Below are 18,751 nucleotides of genomic sequence, written 5' to 3' on the forward strand. Positions count from 1 at the left end.
AGTTCATGCAAGCCAGTTACAATCCCCGCCCTTATCGAAGTATTGTCATACCGATGAGACAATACATGCACAGAATCGAAACGCACGTCGAACGACGGTAAACTGTGCAACACGACGCTGCAGTCGATGCGCCAGCAAGCTAGTTGGTATCGGCGAGATGCTGGACGAAATAACTGGGCTGCTCGCATGAGTGCTTATCGCCAAGAACGGCCATCACCTGCCGCTGTGCCGTCCGGAACGCATCTTCGAGCGCGCCGGGTTGGCGATTGCACAATCACGCTGGATGAGTAGGTCAACGTGTGCGCCTTGCGGTTGTAACTGGCTTACGCACTTCGCCGAACGCTGGTCCAGCAGGACGTGCTGAACGCATAAGAAACACCAGTGTAGATGCTGCAGGCGCCATTCCATTGGTTTTACACCCACTGGCGCATCGAATTCGCGCGCTACCAGACACGTCCCAGCGATGCGCTTGCCGTTGTCCGCATGCCACTCCCGCGATGCACCCACAGACGCTAGAGCGCCGTGCGCGATTTCGCGCAATGCCACGCCTCCATCGTGAAGGCGATGTGTCCGACCGCTTCGCTGCCGGCGGGCACTCCTACAACGTGCCGCCTTTGGGCTGGCAACGATTGGCGGATGTCGCAAAAGCTCCTGCTCCGTCATCGGTATAGCCGGAGCCATCTGCAGCTCGCAAAAATTTGCGGGATCCAGGCATCGATAAGTCTGGCTCCTGCAACTCCCACGACGCACCTTTGGACACCGACCCTCACGGAGAAAGGCTGCCTGAACTGTTCAGGTTCGACCAGCAACTCTTAGGCCGACAGAATCCCACGTCGAGCATTAGGCGGGGGTCAAACCTCCCTGAAATCCACATATCCGGACTTCCGCCAAGTCGGGAAATTATCCAACAGCGCATAGAACTCCATGTTGGTCGGCATGAGTCTGCGCAAATGAAGAAGCGTATCGAAACTCAGCGTGTCACGCGTAACCACTGCGTCCGATCTATTTTTCTCCAATTTTTCGCCCCCGGAATCCGACAGAAAATCATTTACAAGATCCGACCTAACTGCGAACACACCAAATCTAAGCATATTATCTATAATCCCTCTCGCATCCTCCGACGATTTATTTCGTCCACCGAGATAATCAAAATATATATTCGACACATTGCGACGAAAAAAATCAGAGGCACAATAATTAATGAACCAATCATGAGGGGTGTCACCAGTACTCTGCCACTCCTCGACAAAAGGACGCCATTGAGCACCCCACGCCTCATCGTTATTGCGCACCATTGTAAAAGCAAAATTGAAATACGATATCGCCACCTCTATCGGATCACGAATAGATGTGAAAATTACCCCCACATCGCTTAAATTGATAGCTCGATCGTAAAATTCCAGCGTTCTGTGACCAGAAAAAATAACTCGGCGACGCCGCGAATTTTCTCGATACAAGGCTACGAGTCTTGATATATCAAAGCAAGCATTGCGCAAAAGAATCGCATTGTTTTCGAGGATATTATTTACCGTCGTTCCCGCCGTCTTTGGTATATGAATGAAAATCCCCAATCCCTTATTTTTCACAGTCTTGGCATAGATAATCTCACCCATAATTTTATTTTCTTCAGAGAAAACAAAATCATAAAGCAACCCCAAATCCGCCTTTTGATTTAACTGTGCCGACGAGCCGATCCCCCATACGCTCTCCGGGGGACGATCAAAAATAATGCGATAAAGATTTCTGCGATCCAATCCTTCCAGAAATTTAACCAACTCTACATTCTTTTCGGCGTGTTCGATCCATGCATCTTTCCCGTCCTCTTCGCCAGCGAACGAATTCGAGAGCAACGTATATAACGTGAAACGATCTGCCTGACTGTTTGATTGACGCGTGTTAATTTTCATATTTTCCTCACATTCGCCTTCACAAATCCAGAAGGCTTAGGCACGAATTTCATCGTGCGCGTGCCTTTGCTGCCCAATGCCTAAACATCCTCCTCCTGCGTTACGATTCCAACGGAGGTTCGGAACGGAGATACCTCCATTCGAGACCATGTTTCTGCGAGCCGCCTTGAGACGATAGAACGCTGTATTAGCTAATAGCGTGATCGAGCCAAGCGGCCACCCGCCTTTCAGGTCGACGCCTTAATCGCCATTCACCTCGCGCCCCACGATATCGTTGCGCACCCGCCTACTCGTCGCACCCTGACCCGGCCGGTAGCCGCAATGACTCGCTGCATCTAAATCTATGGTGCGCGGTCCGATCGATGGCCCGCATGGACATCGGCCAGAAGACCATTCACCACGACCGGCAATTCGAAATGACACCCACTCAACAATCAGACGCCGTGGAAATGCCGTCAGATGTGATTGTAATAATCGTAGGCATCGTCAATATAGTCGAAATGGTGCAACCTGCCCCCTTCGAGCACGCATGCACGGTCGCAATACTCCTTCACCGTAACCGCGTCGTGCGAAACCAAAATCATAGCGCGATCCTTGCGTCGCTCGAACAACTCATACTTGCACTTCTCATGAAATCTTCGATCACCCACGGCAATCACCTCATCGATGAGAAAGCAATCAAATTCGACCGCCATTGAAATGGCAAATGCGAGGCGCGCACGCATGCCACTTGAATATTTCTTTACCGGCTCTCGCAGATACTCTCCTAGCTCCGAAAATTCCTCGACAAAAGGCACTGCGTTTTCGAAGGACGCTTGATAAACGCGGCACACGAATCGCAGGTTATCCAACCCAGTCAGGCTGCCCTGGAATCCGCCGGAGAATGCGAGCGGCCACGAAACGCTCATACTCCGGTTAATCCGGCCGGAAGACGGCATCTCGGAGCCACTGATCAGGCGGATGATGGTGGACTTGCCTGCACCATTTCTACCCAATATACCGATCCGCTCTCCGGGATTGATCGTCAGGTTGATCCCGTCGAGGACCAACCTCTGTCCATTTCGCGTCGAATAATACTTCTTGACGTTATCCAACTCAATCATTCGGGCTCCACCCGGCGAGCAGCCGCAGAAACGACAAATAGACCAAGACAGGTCAGAATCAGGTTGCACAGCATTACATATGGAATATCGAAGTAAGTACGGACTTCGTTCCCGTAGTACCCGTGGCGAAACAGTTCCACGCAGTTGGCAACAGGAAATTTCAATACGATTTTCCTGGCGGACATGGGTAGCCAGGCAGCCATCACGAGCGCTCCGGATACAGGCAGCTGGAAATAGGCAATCGGGTGCCACAGGCGCTCGATAACCTCGCTGAACTCCACAAGACCGCCCACCAGCAGGCCCATTGCAGCTGTGTACCAGCACAACAAGGCCCATCCGATAATCATGCTCATGACATCATTAGGCAGCGGAATGAGCCCAATCGCCATGAAGAAGACAAACAGGATGATCATCGAAAACGTCGTTCCCAACAACTCGAGAAGAATTCGCGCCAGAAAGAAGTCGATGACCCGAACATTACGGTGATACAAAAGCGCCGCGTTCGGCTCGACAGCCATCACACACCGGCCGATCGTATTTCTCCACACTAGAATTGTCGAATAACCGGTCAGCGAATAGGCGATCGCACTAATGTGGTGACTGCTTCCCTCGTTGTGTGCAACATTCCAGAGAATCACCACACCGATCGAAAATAGCATCGGCTCCGCAAAAAGCCATGCAAAACCGATGTTGTGTCGACCGTAGCGCGTAATGATTTCTCTCATCAATAGCGCATACAACACCCGCCCTTGAATTTTCAATGAGCCAGATAGCTCTCGAAAGTGAATGTTCAATTTAAGCGACCTCACTCGCGATGCTCTTTGATGCTGGCAATGAGTAGCTTCAGCGTGCACCAGACGATGAATCCGATCGCGATAATTGCCAGCACGGTCCTGCCGCGACGCGGCAACAGCGCCTTGTCCGGCTCGTTCGGCTGAGAAATTCGCTCGAGATAAAGATGTTGACGCTGCGCATCGCTGCGCGCTGCCTCGAGCGACGTGACCGCGGCTGCCAATTGCTTGTCGGCAAATTGCTTGTCAAGCTCCAGTCGTTCGTAAGCAGGGCTCTTGAACGCCAATGAAGACTGCCCGTCGGTCACATTCCGCGATGCGGCGTCTACCTGATCTTGCAGCGACTTGATTTTGACATCTAGCGCACCGATTTGTGGGTTGCTCGGCGACACCGCTTTCAACTGAGCCAGTTGAATCTTGCTCGTCACGAGTTCGTTCTGCAGTTTAGTGACGTTCTGCAAGATCAACGATGACTGAAGATTCGGATCAAAAACAGCCTGCTTCTCGCGATATTGAAAGAGCGCAGTCGCCGCCTGTTTGAGGCTCGACTCCGCCAGCACCACCTCGCGCTGCGCGTAAGTGACAAGATCCAGTTGCACACGATCGTTCATCTGATTGATGCGCTGCTCACCGAGTTCGAGCAGATGCTCGTTCAGATCCTTCGCCTCCGATGCCGAAAATGCGTGGACTTCCAGGGTGGAAATCCCGGTATCCGAATCGAACTGCACATTGGCGTGATCCTGGAAATACTTGAACAGGTCTTCGAACGTACGCTGCTGAGGAAACAGGCCGAACCGGCTGAAAACGTCGGCCTTCCCACCGCTATAGGCAGCTTCGTAACGTGACCCCGCATTCAGCGAAGCGAGTGCGTCTCGAGACGTCAAATAGTTGTTAACGGCATAGGTGTCATCTGAGGCGCGGGAAATACCGGTGCTCTGCAACAACTGGCCAACAAAACTATTGGATTGGTTGTTTTTGCTCGGCGTGCGAATGATAAACGACGACTGCGACACGTATACGTCCGACGCGATCAAGCCAAAGTACAGGGTCGACACGACAAACGGCACGATCACGCACAGAACGAAAAGCGTGTCCAATCTCCCAAACAGGGCGTGCACAACACCCTGATCCCGATTCGGCGCATTCGGAGCCAAGTGATTGACGCGCTGTGTGCCGCCATGCTCCCCCCCTTCGGCAAAACCGTGTGGCCGATCGGAGAATCGGCTCCGCGGGAACTCGAGCATCGGCGCATAGAATTTCCCATACTCCGTGACCCAGCGCGGGTAGTCGGTCTTACGTCCGTAGATATCGAACTTCCTGCCGTCGGCAAGCCACGCAAGATTCAAGACCTTTCCAATTCTCGGATGAATCGGCGTTTCCGGCTGCAGAATTTCCGTGTGCGACATCAATTTTTCCGATTCTGCACGCTCAACGGCGTTTAACTCAAGAAAATTCTCTATCTTTTTAACCAGCAGCTCCAACGATGCGTTTGACGGGAGTGTATGGGAATTAAACAATTTTTTGACGGAAAAATTCTCCACCAGATAATTTTGGAAATTCCACCCACATTCGCTCTGCAATACGTTCCACTGCTCCTTATCGGACTTGAATGCCTCCTCGACCTCGGACTCATTCACTCCGCCACCGCCGATGTACTCGAAGACCTCCTCCTCTGAAACATCGTCCGATTGCACCAACGCCTTGAGCTTCGAATCACCACGAGTCCCAGCGATCGACGAGCCGGACTGCTGCAGTGCACTGTCGAAGTAGTCATAGGGCCATAGACTAGAACACAGTAGCATCGGAACTTTAACCACTGATGCGCCAGTTTGCCCTTCGAGGAAATCTGCAATATCGGCGCAGACCCCCCTGCGATTCGGGTTGATTTGCAACACGAACCTGGCGTCGGAGCTGATCAAAGCTTTCACTGAGCCGAGGCATGCGTCGTCGTTGGTATCAACGAAATGAATATCCGACGTATCCGCGCCACTCGCCTCGAAAACCTGCCGAAAGTGGCGATACATGCCAAGTGTCTGCACTTCTCCGACGAAGATGATCCTACCGGGTCGCGATGAAGCACCGGAGCGTTTTTCAGAATTACTAATAGTCACAGTATTTACCCTGGCATTTATAAAAACAGTTCAATGCAGTATTTATATTAACTGCTCCACCAATTCCGCCACATCTAGAGGATTGACTGTAAAATCACAATGCCCATATGGGAGACGACGATTGACGTCGCGCGCCGATCGAAAACTTTCGCCAAAAACGTGGTATAAGTTAAACCCCCGCAGGCGGCCTATGGTGCCAAGAATGGGCATCATGTAATCTTCATCACAAATACTGATAACATGGGAATTCTCTTGCGCGAAGCAAGACGCGTACATCCCGGCCCCTTCCGCACCGATGAGCACCTTCGATTGATTGAATAAATCAATCTCCTCCTCGATCGTCAGTTTTTCGGGCCTTACTTCCTCGAAGTGATATCGATCGACCAGAATCTTTCGAACGGAGTCGTAATTGACCATATTTCTCCAGGTGCGGCGACTTTCACGGCTGATAAGGAGATTTTTCCTGGGACGTCGTTTCGTTTTCACGACACGTCCCAACAGCTCTTCGTAGATCCGAATCGTGAATGAGGACATCGCCAACGGCCAGGCCCGTGGCACGATCAACTCATCGGCCTTAACGATCACGCCCGGCGGCATTTTCACGATTTGTTCTTCGGTAATGCCGGCGAGCCGCAGCATCGCGAGTTGTTTCGCCCGCAAGTTGTGCGGAACGACGATTTTCGCGTTTGGAATGCCGAGCTCCCGTAGGATCAGTATCCGCGGGAAACATTGGAGAATGAAATGGGAGAAGAACGTATGCACGTCGGGCGTGAAAGCCAGCGGCATGGCCGGCCCTGTGACGTCCAGGACTCGGGCCTGCCGCAGCCTTGCCGTGACGATGCCGTCTACATTAACGCCGCTTCGGTAAAGCTCGGTCATCTCCGTACGTGCGATTTCGTTTCCGGCGTCCATCGCAATTTCACCGCTTTCGGCAAAATGCAGGTAAGTCGAATCCACTGTACCGCGCTGGGACGTGATCGAGCCATTCTTGATCGTCACGACATCGTTATAGAACTGTATCTCCGATGTCATTTTCAAGGAATTTTCCGTTGAAATCGGTGCGAAACTTATTATCTTTTTTGGCTCAACGGGCTTAAAGAATTCAGTTTCCGCAAAACTGAGATTACGGAAATCGGGATTGCTGCTTGCGGCAGCCGTAGTGAAACGGCAGTCGAGAATATCGAAACCTTCGATATCGATGTCCGGCAAGCCGCTCAATCCGTCCACCAAGACTATGGCCTTTTCCTCTCGTGCCGCCGACGAATTCAATGTGTACTCGCGACACTGCACGGTGGCGTGAGGATATCTCTCCTCCAGCTTACGCTTGACAGCGAGCAGCACGGATTTTTTGCCACAGAATACATACGTCGTATTCTCGTCGACCCAGCCAGCCAGCGCGGCGAATCTTTCGGATATCTTTAAATGATCGATGTCGACCGGCAACGACAATGCTACCGCGCCGACTTTTCGACGAATGGATTCAGCAAAGTGGCTCAGTTCCTGAATGTTTCGGCAATGGACATTGTCGAAGTTGTACTCGATATGCGGCAGGTTATCGGCCCACTCTGGAAGCACCCGTTGTGCCGGATCGCTACACAACAGACCCGCCGTCGTACTTGCGTTGGCTATCGCGACGCGGAAGTGGCTCTTCGGCGCGTCGCAGACGAACAGTTCGGGACCGTAACCAGAAGTGAAATGCCGGGTCTGGAATTCGAGTTGCAGAACGATTTTATTCAATACTACTGCGAAAAACGCGTCGAGATCAGATTCGTGCTGCTCGAACGTGGCCAGCATCGAAGTGAAATAATAATCGTCGGCCTCACCGCCAAACACATGACTTTTAACGAATTCCGAAGAATTTCTTAAAAACTGATCGAACGGATAATTAAGCCCACTCACTTGATAGGCATATTCCAGCGCAGACATCTTCCGCTGCTCGTCACCTTTTCCGACTGGCCGAAAATTACTTAACAGATAAGAACTGTCCATTCGATCATTCCTTAATTTCTATTAGGCAGGTAAAACCTATTTACCTGCCCCAACATTCCTATTCGCGTCCGCCACGGCACTAGCTTCCACTTCCGCTTCTATCCTTACGGCGCCTGACGGCTACATGAGCTTCGCTGCCAGCTCGCCCAGTCGATGCGCGCTCTGCTCCCATGTCAGCGTCGCCATATTCCCGCTTCTGATGACGCAGTCGTTCTCGATATCCCGTAGCCAGCGCTTTAGACTCAATGCGACCTCGGTCGAAACATTCCCGTCGAAGTAGGTAGCGTGCTCGTGAGCCACCTCCCTGAATACAGGTATATCCCGCAGGAACAACGGGATGTCGCGCAATGCCGCCTCGACTATCGGCAAACCGAACCCCTCCGCCTCCGATGCCATGATCAAACCGTCCGCGCGTTTATACAGCGCCGTCAAATCGGCATCGCTCGCATCCTTGATCCAAATGAGATGGTTCGTGATACCTTGCAGACACTCAATCCTTTCAATCAGAGCATCGACGCTCCACCCTGCCTTGCCCACGATTACCAGCGTAAAGTTCGAACCGTCACGCCAGGCGGACTCGAACGCGGCCAGCATTTCAGCGTGTCCCTTTCGCGGTTCGACCGTGCCTACCATCAGCACAAGCCGTGATGCTTCGCTCGCAGCGTTCACCGCAGCTGATGGCGCCGCGCCGATCGGGGTCGCCTCGCCCGCCTTGAAGTCGGCGCCGAGATGAAACCAATCGATGAGGATTTCGCTGCGCGCGATATCAAATTTATCCTGAAGCAAAGCGTCGACTTCGCCTGCAACCGACTTCGAGATGCAAAACAGGGCATCGGCGTGCATCACCACGGTCTCCAGCCATCGACGATACGATTTCGCCCCGACGGGCGTGAACCATTCGGGATGCACAGCGGGCAGCAGATCGTACACAACGAATGCGCAGCTCACCCCGAGTTCGCGCCAACGACGCAATTCCTTTTGCCTCATGACCAGGGGCCGGCTCGCCAGGTCGAGACCGAGAAACACATCGCCGCGCCGCGCTTCAAGCAGGCACTCATCGCCAAGCCCGCTCTGCCCGGTCAAGTGTGCCTGATATTGCCTGGCGTATCGATAGGGTCGCTTGCGTGTTGCCCGCACGAGATGAACCGTCATACCGGCGGGTGGATCCGCCAGCAAGCGCTCCGCGATGGATCGGACGACTCGCTGAATGCCGGTCCCAGCATCGTTCACCGCGATGATCGAGACGTCGACGAAAAGATTGCGCTGCGCAGGCCGCTGCGCCTGAAATCGAGGACGGGCGTTCGATTTGGTTATTGCGCGACGCATCGTCGCGACGCCACCAGGGAGCCACCAGAAGTCCAGCAATCGCAGGAGACACCGGTGCACGGATTCATACACGCAAACGCGTATCGTCCGCAATACGCTTACCAGCCTCTCGTTGCCTAATACGTCCATGTTCCGTAGATAACACAAGCATTCAATGAATCAGCATGCCGGATAATGATGAACGCGCCCCCCCGGGGGCGCGTTCATCATGCGATGGACCCAAAACCGCCCATTGCGGCCTCATTCAGCCGCAAGGCCGTCTACGTCAATCGCGCAGAAGCAAGATTTTCCTCGAACCAGCTGTAGGTCTTACCGACACCTTCCTTCAGATTCGTATTCACAGTGAAACCCGTGTCGGCAAGCCGCGAGACGTCGATCGACCGACGGGGAATCCCCACCGGCTTGTCGGACAACCACTTGATTGGCATCGAGATGCCGGCAGCCGCGCACACGGCATCTGCAAGATCTCCCATCGAACTTTCGACACCCGATGCAATATTGACCACGCCCGAAGCTCGATCGAGCAGATGAAGCGCCGCGCGTGCCGCGTCGTCGACGTACATGAAGTCGCGAGTCGTATCCGGCCGCCCCCAAACTTCAAGCGGCGTGCCGTTTGTCACCGCCTGCTCGGCCTTGCGAATCAGCGACGGCACCACATGACCGTTTTCCACATCGAACCGATCGTTCGGTCCATACATATTGGTAAAAAGGCCATAAACGTATTCGATGTCGTTGTACTTCTTCAATAGCTCCAAATAATGGAACGCATGGATCTTCGAGTTCGCGTAGCCGTATTCACCGAAATGAGGCAATCCCTTGAACATATCCTCCTCACGCAATGGAAGACTGATATAGGGAAACGGATACGAAGCCACGGTGCCGGCAAAGAACACTTTTTTCACGGAGCTGCCCGCAAGCGCCGCCAGCAGATTTTCGTTGATTCGTGAATTCAACGACAGCGAAGAAAGCTGATTGCGCAAATTGCCTTGCAGCCCAAAAACCTGTGAGGCGAGGTGAATGAGATGCGTCGGTTGCTCGTCTGCGAGAAAGCGCTCGACCGCTTCTCGATCGAGCAGGTTCAGATTCGCGCGACGCGGTGCAAGGAATGATGCACCCGCTATCTCGAGTTGCCGGCAAACCGCCGAACCGACGAGCCCATATCCGCCCGTTACGAAATATTTGTCCATGGATGTTCCTAAATAGCTTTTTTCTTCCACAACCACTGGATGGGAGCAGAAATGAATTTAGGTTTCTTCACCGAATCGTACAGCTTGACCAGCAACGCGCGCGCAGCAGCCGGATCGAATTGCCTCACAAACGCCATAGGTTCCACGGGCTGGCTCTGTACGACCGCGGGGGCTCGAAGATGCTTATCGACGTAGTCGAAACCCAACACGTCCCTGAGGATCTCGGATTCGCGCATCAGTTGATCGTGATTGGAAATGCGATGATGGAAGACGTAGTACTCGTGATCATCCACCGCGGCAACGTGCACCTCGCCAAAACCCTTTCCAAACCGCTGATACGCAATCGACATCAAGCGTTGCCAGAAGTGCGGAGCATAGGGGAACGTATCGAACACGTCGCTCATCGAGTCCGTGCGACGGTAGAGCGTAGACGAGCATGAAAAAGGGGCATTCGCGTCCATCATGGAAGTCAGCAGCGTCCCTCGCGTGAACGTCGCACGGCCTTCATGCGGCTTGCCGGTGTTTTCGAGCACTGTGAAGCCACCGGACACGTAGCTCATTTCCGTCGCCGCATCTAGTTTTTTCCACATCGATTCGATCGTCGGCCAGACGGGACGCTCCCACGCAGGCACAATCTGGAAGATCTCGTTCTCGGGCAGAGCCCGCAGGATTGTGACGATCTTCCCGACAATCTTCTCGGCCGTACTGATGTAGTCCTTCGTATCCCGCTTGAAACGGATAACTTCCACGCCTGCGCAGGCTTGCCGGATATCGTCTTCACGTGCTGCCGAACTCGTCTCAGGAATCAACGCGTAGCATTTGGAGTTCTGCTTGCCAGCCATATGCATCGCATACGAGCGGATCTTCGAAGTGAATGCCGGGTTGCACTCGTCCGCGATGAAGATGGTAGACAGGGCGCTGCCGATCACGTCAGTCGTGATGTTTTCAATATGAGGACCTGCCTCGAAGATTCGCTTGAAGTTCTCGATGAGACTGAAACGCTGCCTGTAGATCTCCTGTGCGCGGGTGGCCCTTTCAATGGTGAGCTCAGGATTGGCGCGAATCCAGTTCACATGCTCTTCGACCTTTCGTGCCACCGTCGCGGCCGGCTCCGTCGTATCGACGTAAAAAAGCAGATCGCCGAAATTGTCGCGCGCAAACCCATTTTGATCACAAATGATCGGCACGCCCGCTGACAGACACTCGAACAATCGACTCGACATCAATCCGGATTTGATGTGCGCCTCCGAAGACAACACTAGACCGATACCAGATTGCGCAACGCGATTGATCAGCGTCTTGCCGTCGAACGGAATCGATCCCTGGTAGGAAGTGTAGCCGTCCCATACCCGTACATTCTGAAAGACCTCTGGACCATAGATGTCGAGCATGCCCCGCTGATCCAGCAGCTTCATCAATTCGTGGTGGCGACCACCGCGACCGCTCAGCGCTTCCCAATTGATACCGCAGTAGAACAGCTTGCCGCGTCCGAGAGCGGGAGGAATCACCGGCTCATGCACCGCGTGGAACAGCGTCAAAAAGGGCGCCGTTGCCGCACGCCCCGAGCCCTTCAGCAATCGTCGGGCGTGATCGTCGGCGACGAGCGAGCCACACGACAGGAAGGCATCATTGGACAGTGCGTTTTCCGATTTTTCCCGGTAACTCCACTGGAAATAAAAATCGAGGGGATTCCACAGCGCATAGTAGGTAAATGCGCTCCACGCCTTCGCCGAATCGAAATGCAAGGCGAGCACAAATTCGACCTTGAGCTCATCGACATGCGTCAATGCATCGTCGACGAGGAAGCCGTGACGATTGATCGAAACGCTTTCGTAACCTAGCTCCTGAAGCGCCGACTTGATCCGTAAAATGCACTCCGTTTCGGCATTTTCGATGGCGGGCCAATAATCTACGACAGCAACGGTCTTCTTAATTCCCGTAAGAGACATATTTACAATATCCAAAGTAGCCACACCAACCGAACTCTGAAAAACCATCTTCGGAGGCTGCAGCGACGATTCGCGCGCCCGGGCGCACAAATCGCTCCCCCTTCTCACGCCCGCCCCGTGAATCCGCGAGCGCATACTTGCGCGCCGCAAACATCCCCCGACCCGCCTGACGCCTTACGTCCATGGTGGCACTGGCAAGCGGATCGTCAAGCAGGTCCAATTTCTCAGAACGAGAAGCCGATCTTGTTTCGACGCAGATCCGCCTCGACCATCATCTGGCAGAGCTCTTCCAGCGTCGTTCTCGGTTTCCAGTCAAGATCCCGCTGAGCCTTGCTGGGGTCGCCGATCAGCAGGTCGACTTCAGCAGCCCGGTAGAACTTGCGATTCACGCGAACGATGGTCTTACCGGTCTTGCGATCAATGGCGACTTCGTTCTCGTCCTTGCCATTCCACTCAAGATCGAAATCGCATGCGCGGGCTGCGAGCGAGACGAATTCGCGCACTGCCGTCGTACGATTCGTGGCGAGTACATAGGTGTCAGGCTGATCGACCTGCAGCATGCGCCACATACCGTCGACGTATTCCTTTGCATATCCCCAGTCACGCAGCGCGTTCATGTTGCCGAGTTCGAGAACATCCGCCTTGCCCACGCGAATCTTTGCCAGCGTGTCAGTGATTTTGCGTGTCACGAACTCCTGCCCACGGAGCGGCGACTCGTGGTTGAACAGGATGCCGCTCGACGCAAAAATATCGTAACTTTCGCGATAGTTAATCGCCATCCAGTGGGCATACAGCTTGGCAACGCCATAGGGGCTGCGCGGATAGAACGGCGTGGCTTCCGTTTGCGGAATCGATTGCACCTTCCCGAACATTTCCGACGTGCTTGCCTGATAGAAACGAATCTTTGGATTAACGATCCGGATTGCCTCAAGCAGATTCACCGCACCCAGGCCGGTGATATTGGCGGTCGCAACGGGTTGGTCGAATGAAACGCCCACGAAGCTCAACGCTGCGAGGTTATAAACCTCGGTTGCCTCGGTGTTCTGCAGCAACCGAATGCTCGAGCCCAGATCGGTCAGATCGTATTCGACCAAATTCAAATTCGGATGATTGCGAATCCCCAGCTCTTCGATTCGCCAGAAATTGACTGAACTGTTCCGGCGATATGAACCGTAGACACGATAGCCTTTCTTCAGCAGAAATTCCGCCAGATACGCACCATCTTGTCCAGTAATACCGGTGATAAGAGCCGTTTTCATATTCCCCTTTATTTCAACGTAAATAATGCACCAATTTCATGCATACATGGCACGGACAAACGGTGGCGACACGTGTTTTCGTCGAAAATCGCCAAGAACGCCAAATCTGACGAGCCCGGAATCACCCCAAAACGCCATTCCGGAATCTATCCGGTTTGGCGTTTTGCCTAAATTCTCAGATCGCGACGGGCGGAGACGTATACGCGCAACAACTGGTAGGCCGTGGCTGTTAGCGATTCGATTTCCTGCGGACAGTCTCGACTTCTACGGTCGATAAGATACGCAGGTGAAACAAACAACATGGCGGACCTCGCAAACCGGCAATCCGCTCGCCTTACTTGAAACATGAACATAGACCCAGTCCCATCTTCACGCTCGACACATACAACCACGCTAGCCGGTTAATATCCTGGCTCACAACGCGCACTTTGTGTTACTTGAAAGTCTGAACCCCTGTCACCACGGGATAGGCAACGGAGAAGACCAGATTCAGAACCTTCTGGATCTCGGTGATTGGAGCGTTCGAGACGTACAGCACGTCCTTGTTGTCCATCATGAAGCTTCGCATAGCAAAAAATGCATTGGGGTCATGCAGGTCGATTCGATAAATGACCGGCACCTTGCCGTCCGCAGTCGTACGAACAGGCTGAGTCGGCCAATCGAGCGCGCTGGAATCTTCGAGACGAAAAATGAACACACCCTGAGCATCGGAACGCGAATCCTGAAGTCCGCCGGAACGCGCCAGCGCCTGCGCCAGCGTAATTCCCTGCGCTTCGAAATTGATTTCCTCGTTCTTGCCCGCCGCTCCCAGCGCAGTAAAGCTGTAAGGCTGGAACAGAGCCGTCACGACGTCCCCCGCTCGCAGCGGCACGTTCTCTCGTGGATTGCGAATAACCGTTTCCAGCGGCAACGACGCCACGGTATTGCCGCGCGTTACCTGGAGCGTAATTTTGTCCACCGGCTGACGCACGCCGCCTGCGTCGGCAAGTGCATCCAGCAGTCGTTCGCCACGCGCGCTCAATTGCATGCGCGTGCTATTCGCCACGTCGCCCACCACCGTGACGTACGACGTGTCATTTTTTGCGAGCCGAACCAGGACCTGAGGGTCGTGTGCCATGTTCTTCAGTCGTTCGGTGATGAACTTCTGCAATTGCGTCGGCGTGCGTCCCGCCGCCTTCACCGCTCCGACAAAAGGTACATTGATATTGCCGTCACCATCCACCACCTGGATTGGCAATGCCGTTACTTGGGCGCCGGCAGCCGATGTTTCGGACATCCCACCACCGAACAACGTTGCGGGCGGCGCCTCCCAGATCGAGACTTCCACCGCATCACCAACGCCAAGTTGTTGACGGAACGTAGTGTCGTCACCCAACACAGCGGAGAAGCTCGCGCTGCCGCGCTCGGAATAGAGCTTACGGGCCACCGCGTCCGTGATGTCGACGATCTGAATACCATCAGGATTGCCCTGCACCCCAGCACGGCTAACCTGAGAACGACTCGGCCCCGAAGTCGGAATGCCTGAGCAAGCGCCCAACCCCATTACGCCACCGACAATTAGTGCCATCCAAGCACTGCGGTATAAACTCGACATTTTCTTATGATCCGATGCTGTCCATTCAAATCGCGGCAGGGATTGTCTCACGAGGTAGAATGGTTTGGCATTTTACTTGGCGAATTTGGCAGACAGTATGATTCACGCGACACGCTCGCGCTCAATCACGCTTTCCACAAAAAAATCAATCCCTAGTTGAATATATTTCTCGACATTTCCCGGTTGCTGTCGCGTCTTTCCAACAGATTGCTCCCAACGGGCGTAGATCGCGTCGGCCTTGCCTATGTCGAGCGTTACCACTCGCGGGCAAGAGCCGTTCTGAGCGAACTCGGCTACTCGAAGGTGCTCTCCCGCAAAGATTCGGAGCGCGCTTTCGAGCTGCTGCTCGGCAACGCGCCGGGACGCACGGCCATACGTGCTTTGGTCACGCGCAGCCTTGTGATCCCGCATCGCGAGCGCATCGAGCGTGCAGTGCTCCTGCACACAAGCCACAACGGAATGGAGCGTTTGCGCTATTACCAGACAATGCGGCGCAGAAACATTCGATCGGTCTTCATGATTCACGACCTGATCCCCCTCACCCACGCAGAATACTGCCGCCCCGGCGTCGACGAAGCCCACCGCCGCCGCATACATACAGCGCTGCGCCACGCAGACGGCCTAATCGCGAATTCACAGGACACGCTCGAGACGCTGAATGCCGAAGCGCGTCGGGCGGGTCTGTCGGTGCCGCCGAGCGTAGTGGCCCACCTGGCGCCCGGCGTGACTTCACACAAAGATGTCGCCCCACCGCTCGACGTCCCGTATTTCGTGATACTCGGCACGATAGAGCCACGCAAGAACCACTGGTTCATGCTGCACGTCTGGCGACGCCTGGTCGAGACCCTGGGCGAGCATGCACCGAAGCTCGTCATCATCGGACGCCGCGGCTGGGAATGCGAAAACGTCGTGGACATGCTCGAGCGCTGTAGCCCGATCCGGGGCGTGGTGATCGAAGAGGCCGGGTGCAGCGACGAACGTTTGCGCGCCTGGCTGCTCCATGCTCGCGCGCTACTATTTCCCTCGTTCGTTGAGGGCTACGGCATGCCGCTCGTCGAAGCCCTCACACTCGGCGCCCCCGTACTGGCAAGCGATCTGGGCGTTTTTCACGAAATTGCTGGCGACATTCCGGACTATCTCGATCCGCTCGACGGACCGGGCTGGCTGGCGATGATCCGCGCCTACGCCGAAAGCGGCAGCACCACGCGCGCGGCCCAACTCGCACGCCTATCAGGATTCAAGGCGCCGACCTGGCAAGAGCATTTCGAGCATGTCGATCGCTTTCTGGAGACCCTGCTCGGGTGAATTTGAGTATGGCCGCCTGGTTCTCCCCACGCCTGCATCGTTTGTCGAATGGCATCATGCCTCGCAAGGACGGCCCCGCACTTTCGTGTTTTGCGGCCCCGCTAGCGTCCAGGACTGCACAGGCCTGGATCGACTGCATCAGCGCGGAACTGTCTGCCTTAGCAGCCGTTGCCGATACAAATCGCATACGGAATCTGATGGAAAGATTCCGTGCCGCACACGTTTTCGATTCTGCGGAGCGGCCATCCCGCGTCCACCCCGCTCTGGCTGAAACCAGCGCCGCTACGCGCGTGCTGTTAATCGATGAGCCGGCGACTGTCGATCTGGAACCACACCGCGCTGCGCGGCAGAAGCAATTCGTGAGAATGGTCGCCCAGGCGCGCAGCGCGAATTCGACCGCCGAATTCTGGCTTGCCCGCACAAACACGCAACATTCTGGTGCATGGCTTGCGTCCGGCTGCGTTGATCTGCTGGGCCCATTGAGACACATCGACGAACACAGTTCGCTATGCGCATCGATCGCGAATTTCGACCACGTCTACACGCTTGGCGCTGCGGAAGGCATGCAAGCGCTGTTGAGCGGCGTCCCGTTGCATGTGTTCGGCACGCCTTACTACGCAGGCTGGGGACTCACGCACGACTATGTGCCACAGCCCGCAGGGCAATCGTACACAACGCTGGACCTCCTGTTCGAAGTCGCTTTCGTGCGGCTTTCCCACCATATTGGCCAGGACGCTCGCACGCCTGAATCGCTCGAAGCCTTGCTCGACGCGATTGAAGCGCATCGCACTACGGTCTTGCGTTTTGCCGATATCAAGTGCGCTGCGGGTGTCCGCTTCCAGTGGTGGAAACGACCGTTCGCTACACCCTATCTGAGCGCGGGCGGCGGCACGCTGCGCTGGATCGATGGCGCGCACAAGCTGCGCGAGGGCGAATACGCAGCGTTCTGGGGCGCGCGCAGCGCCGAGGGTTTGCCGGCGGACGCGCCGGCGATACGAATCGAAGACGGCTTTCTCCACTCGACGGGTCTCGGCTCGGACCATATCGCACCATGCAGCCAGATCATCGACCGGCGCGGCCTATATTTCGACCCGAGTCGCCCGAGCGATCTCACTGTCATCCTGAACGAAACGGCTTTCAGCGACGCCGATCTCGCGCGCGCGCGGGCATTGCGTGGAGAAATCGCGCGCCTCGGCCTGACCAAGTACAACCTCGGACGCCGCAAGCCCGCGTGGCACGCGCCCGCAGGCAAGCGCGTCATGCTCGTGCCGGGCCAGGTGGCCGACGACGCCTCGATTCGCCTCGGCACGCGTGGCGTCACGACCGCCGAACAATTGCTGCGCGAGGTGCGTGCGCAACGTCCCGACGCTTTCATTGTCTACAAGCCGCACCCGGACGTGTTGTCAGGCAATCGACAAGGCCTGATCGAAGCTGCCGCGCTTGCCGACGTGGTCGAGCAAGACGCGGATCTGATCTCGCTAATCGAAGTAGCCGACGAAGTCCACACCCTTTCGTCGCTATCCGGCTTTGAGGCGCTGATTAGAGGAAAGGCGGTGTATACGTATGGCCTTCCATTCTATGCAGGCTGGGGACTCACTACCGATGCGCTTGCCCAACCGTGGCGCAAGCGAGCCCTGTCGCTCGACATGCTGACGGCCGGCGCATTGCTGCACTATCCCGTCTACTGGAACTGGTCGCTCCGCCTGTTCACCACGCCCGAAGTCATCGTACGGCAACTGGCCGCCGCGGCGGCGCGCCCGCTCGAGAAAATCCGCGGCAACCGCTTGCGTCCCCTTCTGAAGGCGTTCCGCTGGAGCAGAAATGTCCTTTGGCATCTCGCCTGGCACTACGGAAGCCAACGGGATCGCGGCCCCAGTTGGCATGCCGTAACAGCAACGGACAGATGCGACGCAGCGTTCGCACCCGGCAACTCGACATCGGATGAAAAGATGCGAAATGAATAAGCAGATGAATGATGCGCTTGCAACGGTATGCAAAGCGCTTTCGTGCGCTTTAAAACTATCACTCCCTATTTAATTCAAATCGCGCAAACGTTTTCGCACACAGGGCGGCATGGATTCAGGAATCCGCGACAATCGCGCCGACCAAACCCCGCTAATGTGACAAAAACCAAACATCAACTCACAAATTAAGGCGAACCCGGTGCAAATCACAACACAAACCGTAAAGTTTTAAATATTATTCGCCTTCGCGTCTGAGCAACTACGAA

12 protein-coding genes and 1 pseudogene are annotated in these 18,751 nt (G+C 55.0%); 3 read left to right on the forward strand and 10 right to left on the reverse strand.

Features of this window, described 5'->3' with window-relative positions; genetic code table 11:
- Positions 1-172: 172 nt before the first annotated feature.
- Positions 173-277 (forward strand): annotated as a pseudogene (locus E1956_RS47965) (IS66 family transposase); the annotation flags it as partial.
- Positions 278-851: 574 nt separating this feature from the next.
- On the opposite strand, the gene E1956_RS14925 reads toward E1956_RS47965, so the two are convergent.
- The 10 genes from E1956_RS14925 to E1956_RS14970 all read right to left on the reverse strand — a co-directional run bounded on the left by E1956_RS14925 (position 852) and on the right by E1956_RS14970 (position 15,216).
- Positions 852-1,907 (reverse strand): sulfotransferase family 2 domain-containing protein, encoded by a 1,056-nt coding sequence (locus E1956_RS14925; RefSeq protein ID WP_134750042.1) that lies wholly within the window; start codon positions 1,905-1,907, stop codon positions 852-854.
- Positions 1,908-2,362: 455 nt separating this feature from the next.
- Entirely contained in the window at positions 2,363-3,010 is a 648-nt protein-coding gene (locus E1956_RS14930; protein WP_134750044.1) for an ABC transporter ATP-binding protein, read from the reverse strand.
- The gene (locus E1956_RS14935; RefSeq protein WP_134750046.1) at positions 3,007-3,735 is read right to left on the reverse strand and encodes an ABC transporter permease; all 729 of its coding nucleotides are present in this window, start codon (positions 3,733-3,735) and stop codon (positions 3,007-3,009) included. The genes E1956_RS14930 and E1956_RS14935 overlap by 4 nt, the downstream gene beginning before the upstream one ends.
- Before the next feature lie 80 nt (positions 3,736-3,815).
- Positions 3,816-5,825: a KpsE/RkpR family capsule polysaccharide export protein gene (locus E1956_RS14940; RefSeq protein WP_134750048.1), complete on the reverse strand. Its 2,010-nt coding sequence runs from the start codon at positions 5,823-5,825 to the stop codon at positions 3,816-3,818.
- A gap of 129 nt (positions 5,826-5,954) precedes the next feature.
- On the reverse strand, positions 5,955-7,901 hold the full coding sequence (locus tag E1956_RS14945) for a glycosyltransferase family 61 protein (protein ID WP_134750050.1): 1,947 nt from the start codon (positions 7,899-7,901) through the stop codon (positions 5,955-5,957).
- A 120-nt stretch (positions 7,902-8,021) separates the two neighbouring features.
- On the reverse strand, positions 8,022-9,266 hold the full coding sequence (locus E1956_RS14950) for a glycosyltransferase family 4 protein (protein ID WP_232071178.1): 1,245 nt from the start codon (positions 9,264-9,266) through the stop codon (positions 8,022-8,024).
- A gap of 221 nt (positions 9,267-9,487) precedes the next feature.
- The gene (locus tag E1956_RS14955) at positions 9,488-10,414 is read right to left on the reverse strand and encodes an NAD-dependent epimerase/dehydratase family protein (protein ID WP_134750052.1); all 927 of its coding nucleotides are present in this window, start codon (positions 10,412-10,414) and stop codon (positions 9,488-9,490) included.
- Positions 10,415-10,422: 8 nt separating this feature from the next.
- Complete coding sequence (locus tag E1956_RS14960) at positions 10,423-12,363, reverse strand: glycosyltransferase family protein (protein ID WP_134750054.1); 1,941 nt, start codon at positions 12,361-12,363, stop codon at positions 10,423-10,425.
- 224 nt (positions 12,364-12,587) lie between these two features.
- Positions 12,588-13,622: a GDP-mannose 4,6-dehydratase gene (gene gmd / locus E1956_RS14965; protein ID WP_134750056.1), complete on the reverse strand. Its 1,035-nt coding sequence runs from the start codon at positions 13,620-13,622 to the stop codon at positions 12,588-12,590.
- 433 nt (positions 13,623-14,055) lie between these two features.
- A complete protein-coding gene (locus E1956_RS14970; RefSeq protein ID WP_134750058.1) occupies positions 14,056-15,216 on the reverse strand; it encodes a polysaccharide biosynthesis/export family protein in 1,161 nt (386 codons plus the stop codon).
- A gap of 156 nt (positions 15,217-15,372) precedes the next feature.
- Here E1956_RS14970 and E1956_RS14975 point away from each other — a divergent pair, with 156 nt between their 5' ends.
- Together E1956_RS14975 and E1956_RS14980 are read left to right on the forward strand one after the other, a co-directional pair.
- Positions 15,373-16,521, forward strand: coding sequence for a glycosyltransferase family 4 protein (locus tag E1956_RS14975; RefSeq protein ID WP_134750060.1), 1,149 nt, complete (start codon positions 15,373-15,375; stop codon positions 16,519-16,521).
- A gap of 8 nt (positions 16,522-16,529) precedes the next feature.
- Complete coding sequence (locus E1956_RS14980) at positions 16,530-18,485, forward strand: capsular polysaccharide export protein, LipB/KpsS family (RefSeq protein ID WP_472802079.1); 1,956 nt, start codon at positions 16,530-16,532, stop codon at positions 18,483-18,485.
- Positions 18,486-18,751: the final 266 nt, after the last annotated feature.

Origin of the sequence: Paraburkholderia pallida (assembly GCF_004524855.1) — a bacterium.
Lineage (GTDB): Bacteria > Pseudomonadota > Gammaproteobacteria > Burkholderiales > Burkholderiaceae > Paraburkholderia > Paraburkholderia oxyphila.